Genomic DNA, 22,411 nt, shown 5'->3' with positions numbered 1-22,411 from the left:
ATCAAACATAAAGGAGATAAAAGAATGACAAAAAAATGGATTACTAAATTAGTCATACCTGTTGTCGCACTCGCCCTGGTGAGTGCTTGCAATACAACGGATGACGATAATGATGAAGCACCGCAGGATACTAATGCTCCAGAAGATACCGATACACCAGAAGAAGAAAACCATCCAGAAGACGAAAATGTTCCAGAAGACGAAAACGTTCCAAAAGACGAGGGGCCAAATCATGATGACACTTCTGATAACAATGATGACTTGAATGCTCCCAATAATAACGTGAACGAAGATCAAAGACCCGGAGCTGGCGGGGAAAGCCGGGATGATAATAATAACTAGGAAAGTGAAAAATGGTTCTCTAATAAGGGATACCCTTAAGAAAATTGCCAACCACCTGCATGGGTGGTTGGTCATTTTAGTGTGTCATGTTATGATTCGTCTCTTTTTGGATTGAATATTAAATCTAAAGTCTCAGCATTTTCTTGAATTCTCCCTGCGAAACGGAGGTTTCCATCCACCTTTCCTGATCCGCAAGTTTTATTCGATGATCTCCAACGTTCGCGGTATATCTATAATCGAAACCAGTGTTATCCTGGGGTCTAATACCGCCTAATTTTTTCTTCAGCTGCCCCCTCTTTTGCTAGAGATTTGTCATGTCTCGATTGGTTTTCCGCATTAAATGTGACTTCAATATAATTATCTTCAAAGGTTTGATTGACTAGACAATTAGCAAGATAGATGCTTGAATAGGTGAGCCGATTCAGGACTTCCTAGGCGATCATAAAACCTGACTAATAGTCAGAACATAATGTTATATCCAGTCACAGCTGCTATTTCTTCTTAAATTGACTCCCCCGGCTTTTCGCTCTGAGCTCCGCCACTAAATCAGCCGACGTCTGCGCTTCCTGGGCGGTTTTTTCCGGATCAATCGTTAAATGATACTGCTCCCCGCTTTGTTCGATATCAAACCATGTATTGACGTCGCTGCCTGCAGGGAGACTATGCCAGTCGATAATAATTTCCGTATTGTTTTCTTCCATTAGAATAACCGCCTGTTTCTCTTCAAACCGGTCTAATACGCCTTTCATAACACATGTCTCCTTTATGATTTAACGCATGCCACATCTTCTGCTTTAATTTTTTTAATGTATGCGTCACCGATCCCCTTGACGTCTGTTAAATCATCTACGGAATCAAAAGGGCGGTGGTCCGACACGTTTGGTGCTCGCTTTTTTCCAATGTATTTGATATTTTGCAGTTCTTTAGCGGAAGCATTGTTAATATCGACACATCCCCCCGTACTTGCTGAATCGCCATTGCCGCTGGTGTTTTTATTAGCTGGTGGTTCGGAATCAGACTGATTGGAGGCGCTTGTCTCGGCGCTTCCGGTACTCTCTGCACGTATCGTGCCTTCTTTTTCCGTGGAAATATCATAGGACGTGCCATCGGTGGTGACGGTAATCGTCCCGTGAACGTCCGTGCCATATAAATCAATGCCCGCATCCTGAATCCTATTGACGACTTCGGCATGGGGATGGCCATATTGATTGTCGGCACCTGCGCTGTAAATCGCTGTGTCAGGATCAACAGCTTCGATAAACGCAGATGTGCTGGATGTGTTTGATCCATGATGACCAAGCTGCAGGATATCGGCGTCGAGCGGCGCGTCAGATTGAACCATGGACGCCTCGGCGGCCTTCTCGGCATCGCCTGTAAACACAAAATTAACGTCTCCATAGGCCATGTGCAATGACACGGATTCTTCATTCAAATCGCTCGATATGCTATTGGGATACAACACGTCGATAGCCATGGGACCGATGGAAAATTCCTCACCGGTTCGTGGTTCGTGATAGTCGGCACCGCTGTTCTTGACAGCCTGGAGTGCCTTCTGGAATGTCTTGGACGAGGATATATTTCCAGACATCCAAACCTCGCCAACATCGTATGTATTCACGATTTCTGCGAGCTGGCCGATATGATCGGAGTGCGGGTGACTGATGACGATCAGATCAATGTCAGCAATAGCCTGGTTTGCCAAATAGTTAACGACATCATCACGCTGCCAGTCCCCGGTATCGAACAGGATGGTATAAGGTTCACCGTCATGCCCATATTGGAAAAGGGTTGCGTCCGCCTGAGCGGCATCGATGTATTGAACGGTCAACTCCTGTAATGCAGAACTGTTTGCCGTTTGTTCTGAGTCGTCTTTTTCGCTGTCATTTGCCTTTTCATCCGCTTCATCTTTGTCCTCATTATCTTCTTTTGGTTCTGCATCGGAATCTTCTGCTGTGTCAGTCGTAACGGCTTCAGTTGTTTCTGCATCGTCAGTATCTGCATCCGCTGCTGACTGCTCAGCATCATCTGTTCCGCACCCGGCCATGACAAGAAAGAAAGCCGTGATAAAAGCTGTAAAACTGTGTCTGAGCAACTATATATCCTCCCTCTATTTATCGGGAGCCCGGTTCATTAAAGGAAAAAAACAATACCAAGTTTTTCCGCACCGCGAGCCGCCACCATTTAATGAGATCGCTTTTCATCTTATCTAGTAACCTATCTAAAAGATATCAAATTGACATGGGGAAAGCTACTGAAAACTGTATTTTCTTTCCGGAAAGAGCCAGCGAAATTAAAAAATCAAGGTGCAGTCGGTACGTATTTTTGCAAAATACAGGGTGCCAGTCTGCCGTTTATGTGCAAATTCGTTTAAAACGGTTTTCTCGATGAACAGAGGACAGGCAAATAGCAATTGGCCCCTTGGCAAAATTTGTTTTCAGAGGCGCTTTTTACTCACGAATTTGTTTTTTGCCAATGTGCGTTATGTCTGATCGGCTGGCATAATGAACAAAATGGGGTGGCTAGGATTTGAAAATATCATTTACAGTTCGTTTTATTCTGGTTGTCAGCGTTTGCTTTTTATTAGTCATTATTGATCCAAAAGGAATGAATGCGACGTCGTCGGATAAGCTGATTAAGGTTAATGCAAACGCATCATGCCATGACATGATGACGTGGCAAGAAGTCAGTGCGGCGAATGTGCTTGGAAACAGATTTGACGTCTGCCGGGATACGTTTAGTTATCTGAATGCGTGCGGAATGCATCCCCTTCAATCATCCGCGGGAATAGGGAACAAGGGTAGTTTTCAGGCGGAGACAGCCATGATGCAGGCATTACTCGATTCGTTCCCCCGGTACACAGAAGCAGTCCTGGAGCGATTCGAAAAAGATAAAGCTGTTATTCTGTTTGAGTCGCTTAATGAAGAGATGGTTGTTCCGAAGCAAGATATCCCCTATGAGGCAGATGTCAATACCTGGTTTAATGTCTGGACGGATAAGCAGGGAAATGCGTCCTTATCCATAAATTATAACCAAACAGAACAGGCACAAAAGCATGCTGAAAAGCTAATAAACCAGCTGAGGTTCATGGAATAGCGGATTTAGATCGCAAAATAATTTAGCGAGTTATGAACATGTGGGTAGTTATTAAATAAGATATATGCTACAATAAAATAATCTTGATGAGTTAGAAGAAGTCGGAAGAACGGAGAATTTGATTTTTTTCAGGAGTGCTCTGCCAGCTGAAAAATAGTCAAAAGGAAGACATCCGTATGCCGGGTGTTTTTTAGTTACCAGCGCTGCTGTGTGGAAATCGATCTATGCACATAGCCAATTAAAGCCATCACAGTGTTAGACAAATTCCCCAAAACACACTTGGATTACACGCTTTATACTGACAATTGCATACGAAGATGGGACAGTAAATATGGGAGTTATATCCTAATGCATCTGGTGAACAATATACAGAACACACACCCAACCAACCTTTCCTTGAGTGTGTGCGTTTTCTGTTGCTGGTACAGCCGTTTAATTTTCGGTTTTTCTTATCATCATAAATATCTGTTTTGTTTTTTATTTTTCGGACATGGTATAAACAGCAGATATTTTTCATCAGCAATTAATTTTTGAAAGAAGGTTGGTATGTCATGGCGAATAAAGAGTCATTTGATTTCAAAAAATATATTCCGCTTTTCGTGGTATTGCTCTCAGGTGCTTTTATTACCATTTTGAACCAGACGCTTCTGGGGACAGCGCTGCCACCTATTATGCGGGATCTCGGATTGGCTGAGACGACAGCTCAGTGGCTGCAGTCCGTTTTTATGCTCGTCAACGGTATTATGATTCCTATTACCGCATTTTTAATCGAGAAATTTACGACACGTCAGCTTTTTCTGACGGCTATGAGCTTGTTTGCTACAGGTACCTTAATTGCTGCCATAGCACCAAGTTTTGCCTTCCTAATGGTTGGTCGTGTCCTGCAAGCTTCAGGTGCGGGTATTATGATGCCGCTCATGCAGACCATTTTATTCCTGACCTTCCCCAAAAATAGAAGGGGTACGGCAATGGGACTGTTCGGACTTGTAATTGCGTTTGCTCCGGCAATTGGTCCGAGTCTTTCCGGCTGGCTTGTCGATCAGTTCCCATGGCGCAGCGTTTTTTATGTCATACTGCCAATTGCTATTTTGGACATTATAGCGGCATATTTCTTGCTGAAGAATGTGACGGAACAGAAAAACCCAAGAGTGGATATTTCATCAATTATCCTCTCGACTGTTGGTTTCGGAGGCCTTTTATACGGATTCAGTACCGCTGGTGATGCTGGGTGGATCAGCCTGCAGGTTATCCTGTCGCTTGTCATCGGTGCCATTTCTCTCACTGTATTCATTACAAGACAGCTGAAATTGAGAGAACCGCTTCTTGAATTCAGGGTATTCAAACATGGCACGTTTGCGTTAGCGACCGGTCTTGGCATGATTGCTTTCGCAGCGATGATTGGAACGAATGTGATCCTGCCATTGTACATGCAGAACATGGTTGGATTTTCGGCGCTTAAATCTGGACTTGTGTTGTTGCCAGGTGCCATTATCATGGGATTTTCAAACCCGATCACCGGTTTTCTGTTCGACAAATTTGGAGGGAAATGGCTCGCCCGCGGTGGTTTGTTACTATTGTCACTGACAACATTCACGTTCACGAATTTGTCTCCGGATACAAGCTTTGCCTATTTGGCAAGCATGAATGGTATTCGTATGATTGCTATTGCCATGATCATGATGCCGATGACAACGTTGGCTTTGAACCAGCTGCCTGACGATCTAATTCCACACGGAACAGCGATGAATAACACATTCCGCCAGGTTTCCGGATCGATCGGGACTGCGATTCTCGTCACGATCATGTCGACAGCTTCCATACCAAGTGAGGGTGTAAGCGGTCTTGTTCATGGTGTGAATATTTCCTTTATCGTCGCAGCCGCCGCGGCTATTGTAGGGTTCATCCTTTCGTTTAAACTGAAAGAAACGGTGAAACCTGGAGAGGGATCATCTGACAGTTAATATATGGTATAAAAAAACCGTCCTTGCTCAGGGCGGTTCTTTTACTGCTGGCTGTTATTATCTTTCAAAGAAGGAATCATTTATTATCACTTCTATTCATTAACCTAGGTTGGACATTGAAAAGAATGCGTAAGTGATGCCAGCCAGCAAAAGAGGGTCTAGGGGGACGTTGGTATCGCTTAGTTTAATTTCATAATAGCCATTAAAAAACAGTCCTTTTGGTGATGCTTCACCTATAAGTTCTTGATTTATAAATAGCTGAATTCCGGACTTAAACAGCCCTTCAGCTTTAATGAACAATGTCGTACCGTCTTGAAATTGTGTTTTGATTTGATCAATTTTTTTCAATGTACCACTCTGCATGTCTGCAACAGGAATGCCTCTGTCCAGAATATGCCAATTGTTGCCTTCGATTATCGAGGACGTTTGCTGAAGAATTTCATAAGTTTGTTCGTTGCTTTCTATTGCAATGTTGACATCATTTTTAGGGTCATGTGAATGACCTTGTTTCCAATAGCGCATTTTGCCGATTTTCGCTTCACCTTGATAGATATCCAAATATTTACCTGATATGAACATCGGGCGCTTGAACGTGATAGTCATGTTTAACGATGCCTCCGTAATATGATGCTATTATACAGGCACTATAACGTTTAGGAAAGTTCTTGTATATGTATTAAACGCTCATTTGTTGAATTAATAGATAGAACATTGTACGGTGTTGTAAAAGAAACGTTTCATAGCAAGGGGGCATAGCAGCATGACGTTTTATGGAACGAATACAGTTTATAAGCAGATGCTGACGTTTGGAATTCCCGCTGCATTAGCAGTGTTTGTCATCGCGCTTTTTATGCAGGGGAAGGGATCCAGTATTGTCAGTCTGCTGTTATTTGCGCTCACCGGCCTTTTGGCAGGCGGTTTAATTGTTCTTCCGATTACCTACATGAAGGACAGGGACAAACGGGTTGTCCTGACTGAATGCGAACTGCGTGTCGAGGAAAAAGGGCATTCGCAATCCGCAAAGTACAGCGATATTCAGGACGTTAAATTTAATGGCAAACAGATCCAAATTAAACTTAAAGAAGTTAAGATCGACATTGCTCATGTTCATGGGTATCCTGTGAATGACATTTATGAACAGTTAGAGAAAAAGCGTCCTAAGAAATGAGAATTAACACCAAAATCTATGGTTGATAAATCACTGCTGGATTATATGTTCGCTGCGGAAAAGGATAATAAATCAATCACTAATGTGTAGAAAGGGCATCTTAAAATGAATGTTAATTCCTATTTACAACGAATAGGTATGGACCGTGTAAAAGAGGTAAATTTAGAGACACTAAGCGAACTTCAGTTACAGCATATGCTCCATGTTCCTTTTGAAAATTTGGATGTGATGCATCAGGTTCCGATTCCATTAGACGTCGAAACGTATTATAAAAAGATTGTGCTGAACAAACGCGGCGGTTTTTGTTATGAATTAAACGGTTTGTTCAACTGGTTATTGCAAACGCTGGGTTTCAATAGTTGCTTTATATCGGCTACCGTTAGCCGTCCCGATGGCTCATGGGCTAAAGAAGGCAGCCATGCAGCTCAGATTGTTGAGTTCGACCAGCCTTATCTGGTTGATGTCGGTTTTGGAGACTCTGCAAGGAAGCCTATCCCTTTAACAGGAGAGCCCTGTGAGGATGTAAGCGGTGTTTACCGTGCCGTCAAGGTGAGGGAGAATATTTTTGACCTGCAAAGAAAGAAAAATGAACATAAATGGGACACGCTATTTCGCTTTGATACAACGCCTAAGGAATTAGCAGATTTTGAGGAGGCATGTTATTTTAATCAAACCTCGCCAAAATCTCATTTTACTCAAAAAGACATCGTATCATTGGCCACTATAGAAGGCCGTATGACGCTTTCGGGTAATGCCTTCATCATCACGCGGCACGGCGAAAAGCAGGAGACGACCGTCAGTGACAGTGAAAAAACCACTGTATTGGAAAAATACTTCAATATCCATTTATAATCATGTGCATACGCTATCCATAAAAAATTTAGTTTTCTTTTTTAAAAATGTGGGGTATAATCATGGAGGATGGTCATATAATGAAAACCGTAGGCATTTGTTTAATGCCTACGGTACAATAGACCATCTCCATTAAGAGGGGTGGCGCATGTGGCTAAATAACCCTTCACGGCCGCCAAGCATATGAGGGGTTATTAGGATTTGTCGGACATAATAAACGCTATCAACGTGCCGAAAGAAATCATCAGCGTTAATACGTTTGCTGTGTCCACTGGCGTCATCTCCCTTCTTGGAAGGCTCCAGAACACCCACCCCTCATATGATGCTGGTCTACTGTTATACATATTTTAACATGTATGCATTTATTATTAAGCGTTTCCCGGAAAAAGTATACAATTAGACAGCCTTCGCTACTTTATTCAACGAACGCACCTCTAGTCTAACCTTCTAGCAGGAACCCTGATATCCCCGATGCTGAATCCAGAAAAACATTAAGATTAAAATGGCGGAATATATCGCTAGCCACACATAAACAAAACCGATCGCCGGAAAAATTGATGCAGCATTGGTTCCTCCCATTAAAGACATCAAATACGGTACGGGTGGCAGAGCCCATGCAATCCACTGCAGGGCATGCGGCAATGCATCATGCAAACCGGCAGAGGCAATGGAGGCAAGCAATACAAAAATAATACCAAGCCAGGCCATTCCCGAATTTTTGGCAATGTGTCTTGTGAATAAAGCTGTTATCGATACTGATAGAACGCCGAGAAAGATGTGACTGAGAAATCCGATGGTTAATTTAGGAATCGAAATAGTTGCCCCGAACATACCCAAAACTACTGGATAAGCCACGGAGGAGGCAGAAAGAGCGATGACGCATAAAGACATCGTTATATATTTGGCTAAAAACACTTTCGCCTTGCTCTTTGCATGAAGAATCGTTAAATGCTGCTGGACAGGATTTTCTGTATGGAAAAAAGTCAGTGTAAACCAGGCCATAAGCAAAAATAAATACACCGCCGTCATGGCTGTACTGCTTAACACCGGGCTTGGCTTATAAGTGTAATTAATGACGACTGCGATCAGATAAATTGTAAGCGGTGGAACATAGCGGTATGATTTTATATAATCTGAGACGTAATAACTGACTAATTCCTTCATTTTTCGCTCTCCGTATGCAGGGATTGAATGGAGCAACCGTGCTGGATAAGTGCAAGCAGAATGCGGTCACTGGCAAACGGCTCAACATCCAGCCGAATAACATCCCCATCATCTATTGGTTCCTTATCTATCACGCCAGCTATTCCATATAGAAAGTCGAGTTTTTGGGCGTTGGTATCGGCTTGAATGATGACACGATGCGGCAGTTCCCCGGCAGGATAATATTCCGATTGAATCGGCTGATCACCCAAAATAATGCCCCTGTCAACGATACTGTTAAAGCGTTTTTGCTCATGACAGGCGACTAAAATCGTCATGCCATCCAACTTCAATTGATATAAAATTGACTCCAAGTCATCCTGTGTACCCGTATCAAGGCCTGAAAGCGGCTCATCCAGCAAAAGAATATCCGGTTTCGCCAATAGAGCCTGCATGATGCCGACTTTTTGTTTCATACCTTTGGAAAACGTATGAATAGCATTAGCATGCTCGCTTTCCAAGCGAAATTGCCTGAGAAGCGATGATATACGATCTTGCAATTCCGGTTTTGTGAGTCCCTGAATCCTGCCCATATGATAGAGATATTGTTTTGCAGTAAAACGAATATCGTCTGGGAATTTTTCCGGTACATAGCTGATTATCAAATCTGGTTTCATGCGCTTAATGGTACCATGTGTCGGTTCTGTGATGCCGGCAAGTATTTTCAAGAGCGTACTTTTGCCCGAGCCGTTGTTGCCCCTTATCACAAGGACTTCACCATGATTAACAGACAGTGAAAGATTAGAAAAGAGTCTGACAGAGTATTTCTTAGTAAGCTCTTGCGCTTCAATTAATGTCGTCATGAATACACTCCGATTCGCTATATAAGATACCAAGCAATATATGCATTCATTATGCCATAATTTGGTTCAATCGTGGCATAAAATTTATCTCTTGGGAAAGTCTAAGTAAACAAAACCATTAAAGGCGGTTACTTAATGAAACAACAACCTTCCGTCTCGATCCAAAAGCTTTACGATGTAAAACAGCAAATGTTTGAAGCAAATTACGAACGTTGGGTAAACGATGTTCTTTTCACATTTAATTGGTGGCTCTTAATTATTTTGACGCTTGTTGTCATCTTTATCTGGCTAAAAGCATTAGACACAAGCCGGCTCCTGGAGATTCTGTTCGTGGGGCTGTGCATAGGAATCCTGGCTACGATTCTTGATGTTACAGGTGATTCCTTGTCTTTTTGGACTTATGGATACAAAGTTGTCCAAATAATAACGCCGCTTAATCCTGTTGACCTTGCCGTTTTACCGGTCGCTTACATGCTGATATACCAATGGTTTACGAAATGGAAACCATATATTTGGGCAACGATTGCTTTAGCCGCTATCGGAACATTTGTGGCAGAGCCTGTCTTCGAGTTGTTAGGTATATATCACTTAAATACATGGAAATTTATCTATTCCTTCCCGATTTACATTGCGATGGGTATCGGTATTAAAGCCTTAACACACAAGATGATGGCTATTCAAAGGCGAGCACGATCAACCAAACAAGGTGAGGAAGACGCGACATGAAGGATCAAAAAAAATCGCCCATTGTAGCTTTAGCCTGGGCTGTTGGCTTGCCGGGATTTGGTCAAATTTATAATCGTGATTATGTCTGGGCCTTGGTTCTCATGGCATGGGAACTATATGTGAACTTACAAGCCGAGATAAATTTATCCCTGTATTATACGATCCAATTAGACTTCGAGCAGGCTCATGACATTGTTAACTTTGAATGGGGATTATTTTACCCTTCCGTTTATGCCTTTTCTATGTGGCAGGCGTATAACCAGGCCAGAGTGCTAAATGGGAAACAAGGCATGGATTTGACCGGCTTTTTCGTGGGATCTGTTGTTGGAATGGTGATAGGCATTACACTTTACTTTTCCTGGACGATGCACACGCCGTTTGCGAGCCCTGTTATAAGCGGCATATTACTAGGACTTATCGCCGGATTTATAGGCCATTTGATTGAAAAACGTTTCGTGCGTAAGCGAACTGATTATTGACACCGGGCGCGATGCCGTTTTTTCCAATTGCTCGGCCAGCCGTTTCAGGCTATTGTTTTCTCTCGTCAGTTTAAAGGGGAGCGATTGGCCATTCTGTCTAAATGTTCCTTCAATCGGGCGCTTGTTCCTGATAAACGCCCGATTGACTAATTTAATCTCAGGTGTTTGCGGAACACCAGCACCATCAACTTCTCTCAGCCAAATAACAGCTGTCCCCGTCACAAACAGCAAAATTCAGACTCGTTTGAATTTGTATGATGACTGTGAATATATACCTGTTTTACTAAACGTTTTCCATCGTCAACCATTCTAACCAATGGCATCCTTAAGTCTGCAGCTTAATCTATCTGAAACTTTAACATATGATTCGATTAAATAAGTCATTTCGGATGGCTCTAAAATTTTCTTTTGTGACCTTTTTCCATATAGCAGCAAATATGACGAAAACAGCAAGACATACCGATAACTCAATCACCTGGTTAAGGATCCAGACATGCGTCAGCTGCGTATTTTTTTAGACGTCTAATGTGATATAAACCAAAAATATAGTGATGAAGAATTCTTTATCAAACATGATTAATGCTCCCAGGTGTTTTTAATTTCCCGAAGGTTGAGGTAGATACCGTACCCTCCAGCTATCAATAGGACTATTTGGCCCAGACCGAAGTTAAGATTGAGCCCATAAGTGAATAAGGCGAGGAATCCAGTCACACTAAACACAATGATTATAATATTCAGGTGATATTGCGTCATCGTCTACCTCCTTGGTTGTTAGGCAAATGGTGTTGAATGATAAATTTACCGAAAATGGTTTTAACTTAATTTTATCATGATTCATTCACTCATTTAACCAGGATCGGATAATTTGGAAAAACATTGCATAAGGTGACGCGAGAAATTAAAAGTCTGCCCAGCTTGAGACAGACTCTCCCGTGCTTGTTATCATAGTACGGTTTAAAAACCGCTCGGGGTGATGGATTAAAGATTCATTTTTGGGGGTTCTTCAAACCAGCCTTTAGACATCATGAGCTTGGTGCCTTCCCGTTGATATTCAAATTCGTCCTTGGCAAAAATCCCGGTTTTGATCTGCAAATCATTCCGTAAATTAAAGCCGGCGCCGAAACCGCCTCCGCCAATAGCAAGGCCGCCTAACAGATAATTACAGAACATCATCAGTTTTTCAGAAAAAGGTGGTATAGTTGAACTTGTAACAGTGCCTCCAGGTGTGGCGGGGGGCTGGATACCATTTTCGAGAAGAATATCTGATGTTTCACTTATAATCTCTTTCGCCAGCTCTCGCCCTTTCGTAAAGTACTTTTTTACATCTTCGTCCTGCGTTGTCTGTATAAAGCCATCCATCAGCTGCATGCCCGTAATATTTGTCTCAATATAACGATATAAAACACCAAATTCAACTGTGTTGAGTGGTCGTTTATTCCCCATTATATTCGTTCCTTTGGCATAATTCTTATCGGTTATATAGCCAGTCGATTTTGGCATTGTGACATAGTTGGGGCGAGAAAGGAATCTTTCTTCAATAAGGTATTGTGTGAAATGGTCATAATAGGTTTCGGTTATCTCGGTCAGTTCTTTATAAAGCTTAATGATATCTTTCCGGTAAGTCATTGTTAGATGAAGGACGTATATACCCATACTGACTTGCTTCAAAATACGGCTGAACATAATGTCGAAACCATTGTCCCACAGCTTGGATGCTTCAAGGTTAATATCTTTTTTGGTAAAACCTTCGGGAACAGCACTACCCTCGTTTTCAAGCAATGTTTTTATTTCGATTGCTTTTGGGTGAATTTCTTTCCACAAACCTGACATAAGATCTTTAGCTTTTGGATCATCAGCTTTTTCAATAAAGTACTCCAGCATTCGCAAAATGACACCTTTTTTATGGTATGTCATCCATAGCGCACCCAGCTCAGTGGAACTCATCTTAGGTTGCTCATTCATACGGGTCCTCCTAAATGCATGTTTTAAGATTAGCCTTTGTTTCGTTCTCAAAAATATGTATTTAGGAGGAATCTGACAAGCTAAAAACACCCTTAAAAGAATAATCTGAGTTCAAATACTCAAGATACTATTGTAGCGAGTGACCCAATTGATGAACAGCCTTTGTCGTCTATAATAAATGGTTAGCTTTCAGAAACGGCTTTTGCTAACCCGTCGTCAGCGTTAAATTTAAACCGCTTAATGTCTCCCTCTTCCGAAAAATTGGCCTGACCTTTTATTTTAAAATGCTGCTTGTCTGCGTCTTCCTTCTGGTATGCTACGTTGGCTGTAAAGTCATAGATGATTTCATCTGAACTCTTTTGCTTAATATCAATGTCCGCAACGTTCATGTCATCGTTTTCTTTTGCCTGATAAGAATAAACGTAGCGACCGATGTATTCCTCGTACATATCTTCCGTGAAATAAGACTGGTACATGTCTTCTGAATATGAATCCAGTTCCGTATCAGCCGGCGATACCACCTTATTTGTTTCATCCTGATCATCAGGAACATTGATATTCTCAGGATCAGTCAATCGATTTAATTTTTTATCTGGCCCTGTAAACGTGTTTTCCAAAACGGCTTCTAAAGTCGTTATGTTTTCATCTTCTGGTTCGGATTCCGAGCTGTCTGCTGAACAGCCTGCACTTAATAAAACAACGCCTAGTATCACAAAAGGGATAACAAGTCGATAAACAATCCTAGTTTGTATTATTTCGAATACCTCCCCGTCATTAGTACGAATGGACGCTAAAGATTTAAAAAAATAAAAAAATCGTAGCGATTAAGCTGACAATTGTATAAAGAACAGAGCCATAGAATGCAGCACCAACATGTGCCTTCAGTTTGCTGCTTTCTTTTTGGACTTTCCATACAGATTCACTTGTCTCAAAAATCGCTCCTTTAGATAAAACACCGCCACTGCTATTAAAAAAATAAATAATAACTGATAAACCCAGACCAATAAAAAAACTCCATTCACTATAGGAAAAGGTGAAAAGGATACTGGCGATTCATACAACGACAGCAATGATGACGGCTGATAAAATTGATCGGCTAATAACGCTTTTCACTGCAAGAACGCCTCTTGGATGATTAGTCGTTTAATTCTGATTTAAGAAGCTTTTTTAGCTGACATTTTTACGGACATAGTAACACCTGTGATTAACTCGAGAATGGCTAATCCCAATACATATAAACCGATCGATGGCAGCGATAAAATTCCCAGAAAAACATGAAAAACGGCGGCAAGATATAAGCCTATCGATCTCCTTAAATAAATACTTAAAATAGCATAGATCAAAACAGCTGTTATCATGCCTGCGATAAGCCAAGGCGTCCAGGATGTCATTAAAGAACCTCCTTTTTATGGTTATACTTTCATTATACACACTATTCAAATGTTAAGGGAACCCAAAAATGACGCTGTACCTGATATGATTAAGGCAATCGACAGTCCTTTCTGCCGCAGTATGACCGCCTTCAGCTCTCTGTTCCGTCTGATTTATCCTTTTTGATCTGTTGGATTGTCGTGATCAATCCTGATAAACCGGCGACAAAAGCGGCTGGCAGGCTTAAAAGAAAAAAGCCCCAATCCCCAGTGTATAGGGATATAATCAGAAAAATAACAGGGATGCCAACTAACGCAAACAGTGAAGCAGTCAATCCCATTCTGTTGTGTTTTGTCATTTATAAACCCCCATTTTTTAATGAGTAGCTAGTGCCTTTGTGATAGCACGACAGCTATTTATCTAAACCACGAGACCGTCTGTTTCAAAGATTTATCAAAGGCTGCAGAACAGTCTCCAAAGGATTTTATAAACGTCGCATCATCTTGTCATAACGATCCAACCCAAGATAACAGCTGCATATAATACGGCAATATAGGTTGCTGTATTATGTTTGAGCGCGTATTTCATCGAGATAAACAGCCTTTCGATTTTAAGTTTTCATTCAATAATCTAGCCAATGGACACCTAAATCCGCAATGAATGAAATGGAGTAATTTAATTGAGGGAAGAAAAGAAGGTGTAACGTAGCCTAAAGCCGTTCTAAGAAAAAATAAAAATGGCAGATGGAATGCAAATAGTGCGCTCTCGGTATTTGTTCACGCTGCGTTCCTCTTGCATGGGATTTACCAAATTAACTGAATATTAGTTTAACATATTTCAAGGTGTTCGTCATTGTTTTTTGTCCGGATGCGGAGAATTCTTACGCGTTGAATCGAAAACAGAGACAAGGAGAGTTTGAGAGGGGAAATAGGGGAGTAAAGTCTTACTACAAACAGTCCTTTCTTTATACAACAAGACAGCCCTTCGCAAGGACTGTCTTGTTAGTCTTTTATGTCTCAAAAAACTTATTCTTCCTCAAAGACGTCAGCTACAATTTTGCTTGGGTTTTCATCTAACAAATTACGCGGGACCATTTTATTGATTTTCCGATCAAAATAATCCTTCAGATGCTTAATCTCATCGTTTTCACCGACTAGCTGAAGCTCGTCCCAGCCTTGTTGTTTAGCCTTTTTCTGTATGGTTTCAGCCAGGCTTTTGAACCAGCGCTGCTGATGAGCTTCAACGCGCTCTTGGTATTCATCTTTTTTGGCGCCGCCCTGTGTCCAGTCACTTCCTTGCGGGCCTTGATGCTCGCGCCAATTATCTGTGTTCAGATCCAGTTTATAATAGTCGGTGTTAAGCACCATACCGATTTCAGTTTCAATCAGCTGTGCCCGGTCCTGTTGAATAACCAGAACGCCCGAGTGCGGATAATCCGAAAGAAGATTTTGCAATTGTTCCGTGTGAGGCTTGTTGTCCCAATGATACTCTGTTGTAACCGGAATATTAAGAGCCTCTGAGAACCATAAGTCTTCATCTGATGTAGCAAATAAAATGATGCTGCGCTTTAATTCATTTTCCTTACCATAAATTTCGTTTTCGACTTTTTCCCGAATTTCTTTGGCTTGGTTCTTTTCTTCATGCGAGTCACTGTCCTGTGTTTTATTAGCCAGATCTTTCAAGGCATTTTTGAGTCTTATTTTCCATTCATCAGCCTGTTGCTCAGGGTCACGGGGATCCGTGTTGAGATATAGGGTAAATACCTTTTTCGGCTCCTCATAAGCCGTGTTTTCCAATTGTTTAAGATAATCTTTCATTAGCATGCAATCTTCCTTTCTTTTTACGTGTAATATATTCAGTATTGTTTTGTGCCGGATTCACACTTAGAATACAGCTCAATTCAAAGTATTGCTCGTATGATTTTAACAACAAGCAGAATGACAGCAATGACCAAAATAATGTGGATCAAACCACCGGCAATGTGGAAGGAAAAACCAATCAGCCACAGAATAAATAAAATAATTAATATGGTCCAAAGCATTTTTACATCTCACCTTATTTATTATTAAGCTCTGCAATATTTACATTCCCATGTATGGTTGCATTTAAAACACAGCAAACTAATCAATTACATCAAAAAACTGCATCAGCACCCCAACGATACTCAGAATCAATCCGGCTATTGCCATGCCTTTGCCAGACACCTCCTGCTGCGATATGTCGTTTTTGGCTTTTACGTACAAAACAATGCCAGCAATGCCAAGGATGAGACCGATCCATTCTTGGGTGACAAGCGAGAGAATTCCTAACACTAAAATGGTAATGGCTTTACCGCTGTATGGCTGTTTCGTTTGTGGCGTCATGCCCAGCACCCTCTTTGAAAATGATACAGTATTATACACTAATATGGTCGGCTTAATCAGTCTTTATGCATTAAATAACACGTCTATGACAGTCCTGTTTTAAGGCAAGTATAAAAATCGCCGATAGGGCATGTATCCCTATTGAAGCGATTTTTTTGTTTGATGGTGCTTGAAAGCGTTCGTTAACCGTTAAAATCGTTATTGACGATCGTCTGATAATGCATTATTATTAATTAATAAGCATAAATATACATTCATTATTCTTATATTGGAGGGCTTTTCTATGGGTTTGCTTAATGAATTCAATGCGATTCAAGACGATTTAGTTCGCATTAGTGAACAGTTGTACCATCATCCGGAGCTTGGAAATGCAGAATTTAATTCAATGCAGCTGCTCGTTGATTACCTGGAGAAACATGATTTTGCCGTGGAAACCGGACTGGTTGATGTGCCGACATCCTTTCGCGCGGAATTCGCTAGTGACAAACCCGGTCCGACGATCGCTTATCTGGCTGAATACGATGCATTGCCGGATATCGGCCATGGATGCGGCCATAATCTGATTGCGGCCACGAGTATTGGTGCTGGTATTGTCCTGAGTAAAATGCTTGAGGAGACTGGTGGAAAAGTAGTCATATTCGGAACGCCCGCTGAAGAAACGGACGGGGCCAAAGTGCCGATGGCTGAACAGGGCATTTTTGCCGATGTGGATCTGGCGATGATGGCTCATCCGGGTGGCGTGGCTGAGGAAAGTGGCCCGACACTTGCTTTGGATGCCATCCAGTTTGCATTCACCGGAAAATCATCACATGCTGCCGCAGCACCGGAAGAGGGTGTTAATGCGCTGGATAGCGTTATTCAGCTGTTTAATGGCATCAACGCCTTGCGCGAGCACGTGCCTGCTGATGTGCGTATGCATGGTATTATTCCGCAGGGAGGAAAAGCAGCTAATGTTGTTCCGGACTATGCCGTGGCGCAATTCTACTTCCGGGCCGAGACGCGCAGCACGTTAAATAACGTTGTGGAAAAAGTCAAAGGCATCGCTGACGGGGCTGCCAGCATGACAGGCGCAACCGTAGCCATATCCAACTATGAACTCAGCAATGACAACTTAGTCACGAATAAACGTCTGTCAGATCAATTCCTGAAGCATCTAAAAGACATAAGCGACGAGGCGATTGAACCAGCTGGTGAGGCGTCGGGATCAAGTGATGTAGGCAATGTCAGCCAGGTTGTTCCGGCCATTCACCCGCATATTGGGATGAATGATGCCAGTCTGGTTCCGCATACCAGGCGTTTTGCCGATACCACCGTTACAGAGGACGGACAGGGTTTCATCAGGAAAGGCGTGCTGTCGCTTGCCGGGACCGGTTATGATGTGTTGACCGATTCCAGTCTGCTGGCGTCAATACAAACAGAATTTAATCAGACGAAAAAATAAAATCAATGGAAGGCCAGGTGGCTGTCAGTTGGACATCTGGCCACTTGTAATCTTAATATTTGTAAAATTAAAATAATTAATTTGAAAGGGAGGTTCCATGAAAAAATCAGGGAACACAATCGGCAACAAGAAGAAATTTGAATTCCCCCATGTTTTTGTTCTTTTATTTGGTATGATTATTATTTTCTCGATCCTGACGCATTTTATTCCTGCCGGTGAATTTGACCGCGTTGATACAGACGACGGGCAAACCGAAATCGTTGAAGGAACCTACCATCAAGTAGAAGATAATCCCATCGGCTTTTTTGATATATTCCAAATGGTGCATAAAGGGATGGTAGAAGGGTCAGGAATTATTGCCTTTATCCTGATTATTGGCGGTGCCTTTGGCGTATTGAATGCTACCAAATCAATTGATACGAGTTTAATCCGAATCTCTGAAAAAATGAAAGGGAAAGAGATTCTCATCATCCCGATTGTCATGACACTCTTTTCGCTTGGCGGGGCGACATTTGGCATGTCAGAAGAAACAATTCCGTTTGTGCTGATATTTATACCGCTGGCATTAAGAATTGGCTATGATTCCATAGTCGGCGTGGCCATGGTGCTGGTTGGGGTATATGCCGGTTATGCCGGCGCGTTTCTTAATCCATTTACGGTAGGTGTTGCCCAGGGGATCGCCGAATTGCCGTTATTTTCAGGCTTAGGCTTTCGCATATTAGCATGGGTGTTATTCACGGGTATCAGCATCGCTTTTGTCATGCTGTATGCCCGGAAAATTAAAAAAGATCCAGCTTCCAGTTCGATGCATCAGATTGATCAATCCTACGAGGTTGCAGACTCAGGTGACGTAACATTGCTGCGGAGACAAGTCATTATTATTGGCCTGTTTTTACTCACGATTGTCGGTCTTGCAGTCGGCGTTATGCTGTTCGACTGGTACATCAAGGAAATAGCTGGTCTGTTTTTGCTGATGGGAATTGTGGCCGGCATCATCTACGGTATGCGGCTAAATCAGATCGCCGAAAAATTTGTTGAGGGGTGCAAGGATATTGTTCTGGCAGCTGTGTCGGTTGGATTTGCTTATGGCATTTTAGCTGTACTCCAGGAAAGTTCCACCATTGACACCGTGTTAAATACCATTTCGACTTGGTTAAGTCAGGTACCGACCAGTTTTTCCGCCGTTGGGATGTATGGTGTTCAGGCGGTCATGAATTTTCTTGTTCCATCCGGCAGCGGTCAGGCAGCTTTGACGATGCCGATTATGACCCCGCTATCTGATCTGGCAGGGGTTAGCCGTCAGGCAGCCGTCTTTGCCTTCCAGCTCGGGGATGCTATCTCCAATGTGTTTTTACCAACATCCGGTATTGTTATGGGTTCCTTAGCGATCGCCCGGATTTCCTGGATTAAATGGATACGCTGGATCCTGCCGCTGCTCGCTATCCAATACGTACTGGGCGCCGCACTCCTGATAGTAGCTCATACCGTTATTTGGCCGAGTTGATGGGTGCCTCTTTGGTGCCTGTCTCCCTTTGGTGCCTGTCACGACCCGGTTTTTGTCGAATGGAGTTCTTTAACAGGGCGCATCTTTAATGGTTGTCTTTCACCACCATTGAGACGTGCCAGCCTGTTAGTACTGACTGGTATTAGCATATTTAAGAAAAAGGTCTGCCGCCTTGGATAGACGATGATTCTTTAGCCATACGACAGATGGTTCAATGTAAAAACCGAAATACGTCATATCAATCGCCACGATATCGTGATAAAAGGCTTTTTGGATAGCTGATTTAGGCAGGATTGACAGTCCGACGCCTGAAGCAACAAGGGCTAATAATGTCGAGATATCTTTACACTCCATAATAACATTCGGCGAAAGATTGCGTTTGTGAAAATGCTGGATAATATTCTCGTAAACCGAATAACCCTCCATAGGCGCAAGCATTAGAAATGGATAGCTCGCAATTTGCTGCAGCTGCACATTTTCCGTGATGGGCTGCTCTTCCCACTGCCTGGGCGCTGCGATGACAAACGGCTCAGATGGAAGTCTGGAAAAGTGATACGCGTCCAGTGCCATCGGCAGCAGCATGAATGCTAATTCAATGATGCCTTCCTGAAGCAATTCCTCCAAATAAGACGAATCGCCGCGCCAGACTTTCAAATAGATGTTGGGGTGAGCAGCCCGGAATGTTTTAATCACCTCAGGCAAATAGGAAATACATGTTGACGATACCCCGATTGCTAATGTGCCGCGTGTTCCCTGACTGATTTCTTGAATCTCCGTTACGATATCCGCAGACGATTGCAGCATGTTGACAGCATGCTGGTATAACGTATTGCCTGCTTCTGTCAGCTCCCACTGCTGATTACTTCGATGGATTAAGGTGGCATCCAGTTCGGTTTCCAATCGCTTTAAATTCTGACTAAGCGGTGGCTGGGCCATGTACAGGATTTTCGCCGCTTTCGAAATACTTCCGGCATCCGCTATGGTCTTAAAATAAGACAACTGCTTTAAATCCATTTTGATCACCCTCGCCCTATATCTTTTACATTATAACATTATCATATTATATATATTTTTCATATATAAGAACCCTTGTTAGCCTTGGGAGGTGCTATTTTTTATAGTTTAGATGAATAGGAGTGAAACGATGGATTCGACTAATAAATTATGGTCCAAAAACTTTATTTTAGTTGTTGTCGCTAACTTATTTGTTTATCAGGGATTTCAAATGCTGATCCCGACATTGCCGGTTTATGTTAAAAGTATGGGCGGGAGCGAACTGCAAGCCGGTTTGGTCGTCAGTTTATTTGCGTTCTCCGCATTGGTCTTTCGGTCCATAACCGGAAAAGGCGCCGATACCATTGGCCGGAAACCATTTCTGCTTATCGGTTTTTTGGTTCTGATTTTGTTTAACGTAAGTTTCTTCGCGTTTTCCATTGTAGCGATGCTGCCGCTGTTGCGTTTGTTCCAAGGCGCAGGATGGGGCATGACCTCAACAGCGATCGCGACGATTATGGCCGATAATGTTCCGGATGCCCGGCGCGGGGAAGGGACAGGCTATTATGCCTTATCGGTTATTCTTGCCACATCTATCGCACCGATCATTGGTATTTCGGTGCTGAATCATTATGATTTTAATATGATCCTTGTTCTGACAACGGTCTTTATGGTAATTGGATTTATATTAACACAAGGTATTTCCATTCCAAAACAGGAAAAACAACCTGAACCAGCCAACGCGCAAAAAGAATCCTTTTGGAAAAGCCTTTTTGAAAAGAAAGCATTGCTGCCATCATTGCTTTGTTTATTTTTAGCCGTCCCGTTTGGCGGATTGATGAGCTTTATAGCCTTATTCGGTGAAGAGATAGGCATCGAGAACATTTGGATTTATTTTGTGGGTCATTGTTTCATGATCCTGATTAGCCGGCCGTTTATTGGCAAGTTATTTGACAGTAAAGGACCTGCTATCGTCATATTTCCAGGAGCTATTTTAATGCTGATTGGCTTGCTGCTTTTATCGTTTACGACGACGATTCCGATGCTGATTCTAACGTCCGTCTTTTATGGTTTAAGTTTTGGAGCGGTCCAGCCGTCGCTGCAGGCATGGGCTATTGACCGGTCAGCTTCAAATCGTAAAGGGGCAGCAAACGGCACCTTTTTATCTTTCATGGATTTAGGTGTCGCATTAGGATCACTTGTACTGAGTTCTGTTGCTGCAGCTACTAGCTATGCCATGATGTACCGGATTTCTTCCATTTGTATGGTGATTTTCATTATTATTTATGGTATCTATTTATTGAAAACCCGAAGCCAAAAGCATTCAGAAGATCACGCAGAAGCGGCGAATCATTAATTTAAAAAGCAGGTGAGATGTATGTTTTGCGAAAAAGTCGTACTCGCTTATGATGGATCAGATGTAGCTGAACAGGCATTGGAAAAAACAGTGGCGATTGCTGAGGCGAATGCCTCTATTCAAATCAGTGTCTTATATGCTGTTGAACTGCCTCAGACGCCTTATGTCATTGGCGATGTATTTGAAGATATGCAGAAGTCGATGCATGAACACGGTGATAAAGTTCTCGCCGAAGCAAACGAAAAATTGGAGGGACTTCCCAATCAGATGGACTTTACTGTCGTGGAAGGAAAAGCACCTCGAGCGATATTAGAACACGCCACAGATCAGGATTGTGATTTGATTGTTATCGGCAGCCGCGGATTAACAGGCGTTAAGGAGCTCTTAGGGAGCACCAGTCATTACGTCGTGCATCATTCGGACGTCCCGGTGTTGGTTGTTCGGTGATAGATGATTTTAGATTAAAAGCTGTTTGTTTTATAGATTCTTATTCCCCCTTTAATGATCCTATTTAAAGGGGGATTCTTATAATCACACGTTTTGTGTTAGCTCATATTGTAGCTGTAATGCGTTTTTTATGTGTTAAGCTTATAGTGTCTTTGATAAAAAGAGACAAAATAATAATAGGACTGGATATTGAATTATGTTACAATAAACGTCAATAACTGTTTAAACAAAGTGTTTTTAGCTGAGAGCGTAAAATAGTTTGTGTAAATCGCAATGACTCAATAATGGTCATAGAAAAAGGAAGACCCTTTCCTGTAGAATAGAGTTAGCCAAAACACACCCACAG

Annotated in this window: 25 protein-coding genes; 11 read left to right on the top strand and 14 right to left on the bottom strand. The window is 42.3% G+C overall.

Going from position 1 to position 22,411, the window contains the following annotated elements:
* Window positions 1-24 precede the first annotated feature (24 nt).
* On the top strand, window positions 25-342 hold the full coding sequence (locus ACFQU8_RS08065) for a hypothetical protein (protein ID WP_382358700.1): 318 nt from the start codon (window positions 25-27) through the stop codon (window positions 340-342).
* 491 nt (window positions 343-833) lie between these two features.
* Here the strand turns inward: ACFQU8_RS08065 and ACFQU8_RS08060 are convergent, their stop codons facing one another.
* Both ACFQU8_RS08060 and ACFQU8_RS08055 read right to left on the bottom strand, forming a co-directional pair.
* The gene (locus ACFQU8_RS08060) at window positions 834-1,091 is read right to left on the bottom strand and encodes a DUF3006 domain-containing protein (RefSeq protein WP_382358699.1); all 258 of its coding nucleotides are present in this window, start codon (window positions 1,089-1,091) and stop codon (window positions 834-836) included.
* Between the two features lie 14 nt (window positions 1,092-1,105).
* Entirely contained in the window at window positions 1,106-2,434 is a 1,329-nt protein-coding gene (locus ACFQU8_RS08055) for an MBL fold metallo-hydrolase (RefSeq protein ID WP_382358698.1), read from the bottom strand.
* A gap of 434 nt (window positions 2,435-2,868) precedes the next feature.
* On the opposite strand from ACFQU8_RS08055, the gene ACFQU8_RS08050 reads away from it, so the two are divergent.
* A complete protein-coding gene (locus ACFQU8_RS08050; protein WP_382358697.1) occupies window positions 2,869-3,435 on the top strand; it encodes a DUF3006 domain-containing protein in 567 nt (188 codons plus the stop codon).
* Window positions 3,436-3,986: 551 nt separating this feature from the next.
* On the top strand, window positions 3,987-5,396 hold the full coding sequence (locus tag ACFQU8_RS08045) for an MDR family MFS transporter (protein ID WP_382358696.1): 1,410 nt from the start codon (window positions 3,987-3,989) through the stop codon (window positions 5,394-5,396).
* A 99-nt stretch (window positions 5,397-5,495) separates the two neighbouring features.
* On the opposite strand, the gene ACFQU8_RS08040 is transcribed toward ACFQU8_RS08045, so the two are convergent.
* On the bottom strand, window positions 5,496-5,999 hold the full coding sequence (locus tag ACFQU8_RS08040; protein ID WP_382358695.1) for a hypothetical protein: 504 nt from the start codon (window positions 5,997-5,999) through the stop codon (window positions 5,496-5,498).
* A gap of 157 nt (window positions 6,000-6,156) precedes the next feature.
* Between ACFQU8_RS08040 and ACFQU8_RS08035 the strand changes: the two genes are divergently transcribed.
* Entirely contained in the window at window positions 6,157-6,564 is a 408-nt protein-coding gene (locus ACFQU8_RS08035) for a hypothetical protein (protein WP_382358694.1), read from the top strand.
* A gap of 138 nt (window positions 6,565-6,702) precedes the next feature.
* Window positions 6,703-7,416: an arylamine N-acetyltransferase family protein gene (locus ACFQU8_RS08030; RefSeq protein ID WP_382358693.1), complete on the top strand. Its 714-nt coding sequence runs from the start codon at window positions 6,703-6,705 to the stop codon at window positions 7,414-7,416.
* A 447-nt stretch (window positions 7,417-7,863) separates the two neighbouring features.
* On the opposite strand, the gene ACFQU8_RS08025 is transcribed toward ACFQU8_RS08030, so the two are convergent.
* Complete coding sequence (locus tag ACFQU8_RS08025) at window positions 7,864-8,580, bottom strand: hypothetical protein (RefSeq protein WP_382358692.1); 717 nt, start codon at window positions 8,578-8,580, stop codon at window positions 7,864-7,866.
* Entirely contained in the window at window positions 8,577-9,422 is an 846-nt protein-coding gene (locus ACFQU8_RS08020; protein WP_382358691.1) for an ATP-binding cassette domain-containing protein, read from the bottom strand. Before ACFQU8_RS08020 ends, ACFQU8_RS08025 begins: the two co-directional genes overlap by 4 nt.
* Before the next feature lie 135 nt (window positions 9,423-9,557).
* Between ACFQU8_RS08020 and ACFQU8_RS08015 the strand changes: the two genes are divergently transcribed.
* Both ACFQU8_RS08015 and ACFQU8_RS08010 read left to right on the top strand, forming a co-directional pair.
* Window positions 9,558-10,148 (top strand): CBO0543 family protein, encoded by a 591-nt coding sequence (locus tag ACFQU8_RS08015; RefSeq protein WP_382358690.1) that lies wholly within the window; start codon window positions 9,558-9,560, stop codon window positions 10,146-10,148.
* Complete coding sequence (locus ACFQU8_RS08010; RefSeq protein ID WP_382358689.1) at window positions 10,145-10,627, top strand: hypothetical protein; 483 nt, start codon at window positions 10,145-10,147, stop codon at window positions 10,625-10,627. Before ACFQU8_RS08015 ends, ACFQU8_RS08010 begins: the two co-directional genes overlap by 4 nt.
* Here the strand turns inward: ACFQU8_RS08010 and ACFQU8_RS08005 are convergent.
* The 8 genes from ACFQU8_RS08005 to ACFQU8_RS07970 form a co-directional block, all read right to left on the bottom strand.
* Complete coding sequence (locus ACFQU8_RS08005) at window positions 10,556-10,849, bottom strand: DUF3923 family protein (protein WP_382358734.1); 294 nt, start codon at window positions 10,847-10,849, stop codon at window positions 10,556-10,558. The genes ACFQU8_RS08010 and ACFQU8_RS08005 overlap by 72 nt on opposite strands.
* Before the next feature lie 756 nt (window positions 10,850-11,605).
* On the bottom strand, window positions 11,606-12,589 hold the full coding sequence (locus tag ACFQU8_RS08000) for a DUF3231 family protein (protein ID WP_382358688.1): 984 nt from the start codon (window positions 12,587-12,589) through the stop codon (window positions 11,606-11,608).
* A gap of 182 nt (window positions 12,590-12,771) precedes the next feature.
* Window positions 12,772-13,302 (bottom strand): hypothetical protein, encoded by a 531-nt coding sequence (locus ACFQU8_RS07995; RefSeq protein ID WP_382358687.1) that lies wholly within the window; start codon window positions 13,300-13,302, stop codon window positions 12,772-12,774.
* A 441-nt stretch (window positions 13,303-13,743) separates the two neighbouring features.
* Window positions 13,744-13,980 (bottom strand): hypothetical protein, encoded by a 237-nt coding sequence (locus ACFQU8_RS07990; RefSeq protein WP_382358686.1) that lies wholly within the window; start codon window positions 13,978-13,980, stop codon window positions 13,744-13,746.
* Between the two features lie 131 nt (window positions 13,981-14,111).
* A complete protein-coding gene (locus ACFQU8_RS07985; RefSeq protein ID WP_382358685.1) occupies window positions 14,112-14,318 on the bottom strand; it encodes a hypothetical protein in 207 nt (68 codons plus the stop codon).
* Window positions 14,319-14,985: 667 nt separating this feature from the next.
* Entirely contained in the window at window positions 14,986-15,777 is a 792-nt protein-coding gene (locus ACFQU8_RS07980; protein WP_382358684.1) for a VLRF1 family aeRF1-type release factor, read from the bottom strand.
* Window positions 15,778-15,860: 83 nt separating this feature from the next.
* Window positions 15,861-16,001 carry a lmo0937 family membrane protein gene (locus ACFQU8_RS07975; RefSeq protein ID WP_382358683.1) on the bottom strand — a complete coding sequence of 47 codons (141 nt, stop codon included), beginning with the start codon at window positions 15,999-16,001 and terminating at the stop codon, window positions 15,861-15,863.
* 79 nt (window positions 16,002-16,080) lie between these two features.
* Window positions 16,081-16,323 carry a DUF4190 domain-containing protein gene (locus ACFQU8_RS07970; RefSeq protein ID WP_382358682.1) on the bottom strand — a complete coding sequence of 81 codons (243 nt, stop codon included), beginning with the start codon at window positions 16,321-16,323 and terminating at the stop codon, window positions 16,081-16,083.
* Between the two features lie 283 nt (window positions 16,324-16,606).
* Here ACFQU8_RS07970 and ACFQU8_RS07965 point away from each other — a divergent pair, with 283 nt between their 5' ends.
* Window positions 16,607-17,764 carry a M20 family metallopeptidase gene (locus ACFQU8_RS07965; protein WP_382358681.1) on the top strand — a complete coding sequence of 386 codons (1,158 nt, stop codon included), beginning with the start codon at window positions 16,607-16,609 and terminating at the stop codon, window positions 17,762-17,764.
* A 97-nt stretch (window positions 17,765-17,861) separates the two neighbouring features.
* Complete coding sequence (locus ACFQU8_RS07960) at window positions 17,862-19,268, top strand: YfcC family protein (protein WP_382358680.1); 1,407 nt, start codon at window positions 17,862-17,864, stop codon at window positions 19,266-19,268.
* Window positions 19,269-19,394: 126 nt separating this feature from the next.
* Here ACFQU8_RS07960 and ACFQU8_RS07955 read toward each other — a convergent pair whose 3' ends face one another.
* Window positions 19,395-20,282 carry a LysR family transcriptional regulator gene (locus ACFQU8_RS07955; protein WP_382358679.1) on the bottom strand — a complete coding sequence of 296 codons (888 nt, stop codon included), beginning with the start codon at window positions 20,280-20,282 and terminating at the stop codon, window positions 19,395-19,397.
* Window positions 20,283-20,394: 112 nt separating this feature from the next.
* On the opposite strand from ACFQU8_RS07955, the gene ACFQU8_RS07950 reads away from it, so the two are divergent.
* Window positions 20,395-21,618, top strand: a complete 1,224-nt coding sequence (locus ACFQU8_RS07950; protein WP_382358678.1) for an MFS transporter — start codon at window positions 20,395-20,397, stop codon at window positions 21,616-21,618.
* Between the two features lie 21 nt (window positions 21,619-21,639).
* The gene (locus tag ACFQU8_RS07945) at window positions 21,640-22,065 is read left to right on the top strand and encodes a universal stress protein (RefSeq protein ID WP_382358677.1); all 426 of its coding nucleotides are present in this window, start codon (window positions 21,640-21,642) and stop codon (window positions 22,063-22,065) included.
* Window positions 22,066-22,411: the final 346 nt, after the last annotated feature.

This window comes from Lentibacillus kimchii (genome assembly GCF_042666895.1).
In the GTDB taxonomy this organism is placed as follows: domain Bacteria; phylum Bacillota; class Bacilli; order Bacillales; family Amphibacillaceae; genus Lentibacillus; species Lentibacillus kimchii.
Note: the sequence above shows the minus strand (reverse complement) of the source record. Positions and strands in the feature narration are given on the sequence as shown.

What these genes read in the sequence shown, in the direction of transcription:
- ACFQU8_RS08035 (WP_382358694.1), top strand. Translation starts at nt 6,157, where the DNA reads ATGACGTTTTATGGAACGAATACAGTTTATAAGCAGATGCTGACGTTT.
- ACFQU8_RS07990 (WP_382358686.1), bottom strand. Translation starts at nt 13,980, where the DNA reads ATGACATCCTGGACGCCTTGGCTTATCGCAGGCATGATAACAGCTGTT.
- ACFQU8_RS08025 (WP_382358692.1), bottom strand. Translation starts at nt 8,580, where the DNA reads ATGAAGGAATTAGTCAGTTATTACGTCTCAGATTATATAAAATCATAC.
- ACFQU8_RS07950 (WP_382358678.1), top strand. Translation starts at nt 20,395, where the DNA reads ATGAATAGGAGTGAAACGATGGATTCGACTAATAAATTATGGTCCAAA.
- ACFQU8_RS08030 (WP_382358693.1), top strand. Translation starts at nt 6,703, where the DNA reads ATGGACCGTGTAAAAGAGGTAAATTTAGAGACACTAAGCGAACTTCAG.
- ACFQU8_RS08015 (WP_382358690.1), top strand. Translation starts at nt 9,558, where the DNA reads ATGAAACAACAACCTTCCGTCTCGATCCAAAAGCTTTACGATGTAAAA.
- ACFQU8_RS07955 (WP_382358679.1), bottom strand. Translation starts at nt 20,282, where the DNA reads ATGGATTTAAAGCAGTTGTCTTATTTTAAGACCATAGCGGATGCCGGA.
- ACFQU8_RS08010 (WP_382358689.1), top strand. Translation starts at nt 10,145, where the DNA reads ATGAAGGATCAAAAAAAATCGCCCATTGTAGCTTTAGCCTGGGCTGTT.
- ACFQU8_RS07970 (WP_382358682.1), bottom strand. Translation starts at nt 16,323, where the DNA reads ATGACGCCACAAACGAAACAGCCATACAGCGGTAAAGCCATTACCATT.
- ACFQU8_RS07975 (WP_382358683.1), bottom strand. Translation starts at nt 16,001, where the DNA reads ATGCTTTGGACCATATTAATTATTTTATTTATTCTGTGGCTGATTGGT.
- ACFQU8_RS08020 (WP_382358691.1), bottom strand. Translation starts at nt 9,422, where the DNA reads ATGACGACATTAATTGAAGCGCAAGAGCTTACTAAGAAATACTCTGTC.
- ACFQU8_RS07960 (WP_382358680.1), top strand. Translation starts at nt 17,862, where the DNA reads ATGAAAAAATCAGGGAACACAATCGGCAACAAGAAGAAATTTGAATTC.
- ACFQU8_RS08065 (WP_382358700.1), top strand. Translation starts at nt 25, where the DNA reads ATGACAAAAAAATGGATTACTAAATTAGTCATACCTGTTGTCGCACTC.
- ACFQU8_RS07965 (WP_382358681.1), top strand. Translation starts at nt 16,607, where the DNA reads ATGGGTTTGCTTAATGAATTCAATGCGATTCAAGACGATTTAGTTCGC.
- ACFQU8_RS08000 (WP_382358688.1), bottom strand. Translation starts at nt 12,589, where the DNA reads ATGAATGAGCAACCTAAGATGAGTTCCACTGAGCTGGGTGCGCTATGG.
- ACFQU8_RS07985 (WP_382358685.1), bottom strand. Translation starts at nt 14,318, where the DNA reads ATGACAAAACACAACAGAATGGGATTGACTGCTTCACTGTTTGCGTTA.
- ACFQU8_RS07945 (WP_382358677.1), top strand. Translation starts at nt 21,640, where the DNA reads ATGTTTTGCGAAAAAGTCGTACTCGCTTATGATGGATCAGATGTAGCT.
- ACFQU8_RS08045 (WP_382358696.1), top strand. Translation starts at nt 3,987, where the DNA reads ATGGCGAATAAAGAGTCATTTGATTTCAAAAAATATATTCCGCTTTTC.
- ACFQU8_RS08040 (WP_382358695.1), bottom strand. Translation starts at nt 5,999, where the DNA reads ATGACTATCACGTTCAAGCGCCCGATGTTCATATCAGGTAAATATTTG.
- ACFQU8_RS07980 (WP_382358684.1), bottom strand. Translation starts at nt 15,777, where the DNA reads ATGAAAGATTATCTTAAACAATTGGAAAACACGGCTTATGAGGAGCCG.
- ACFQU8_RS08060 (WP_382358699.1), bottom strand. Translation starts at nt 1,091, where the DNA reads ATGAAAGGCGTATTAGACCGGTTTGAAGAGAAACAGGCGGTTATTCTA.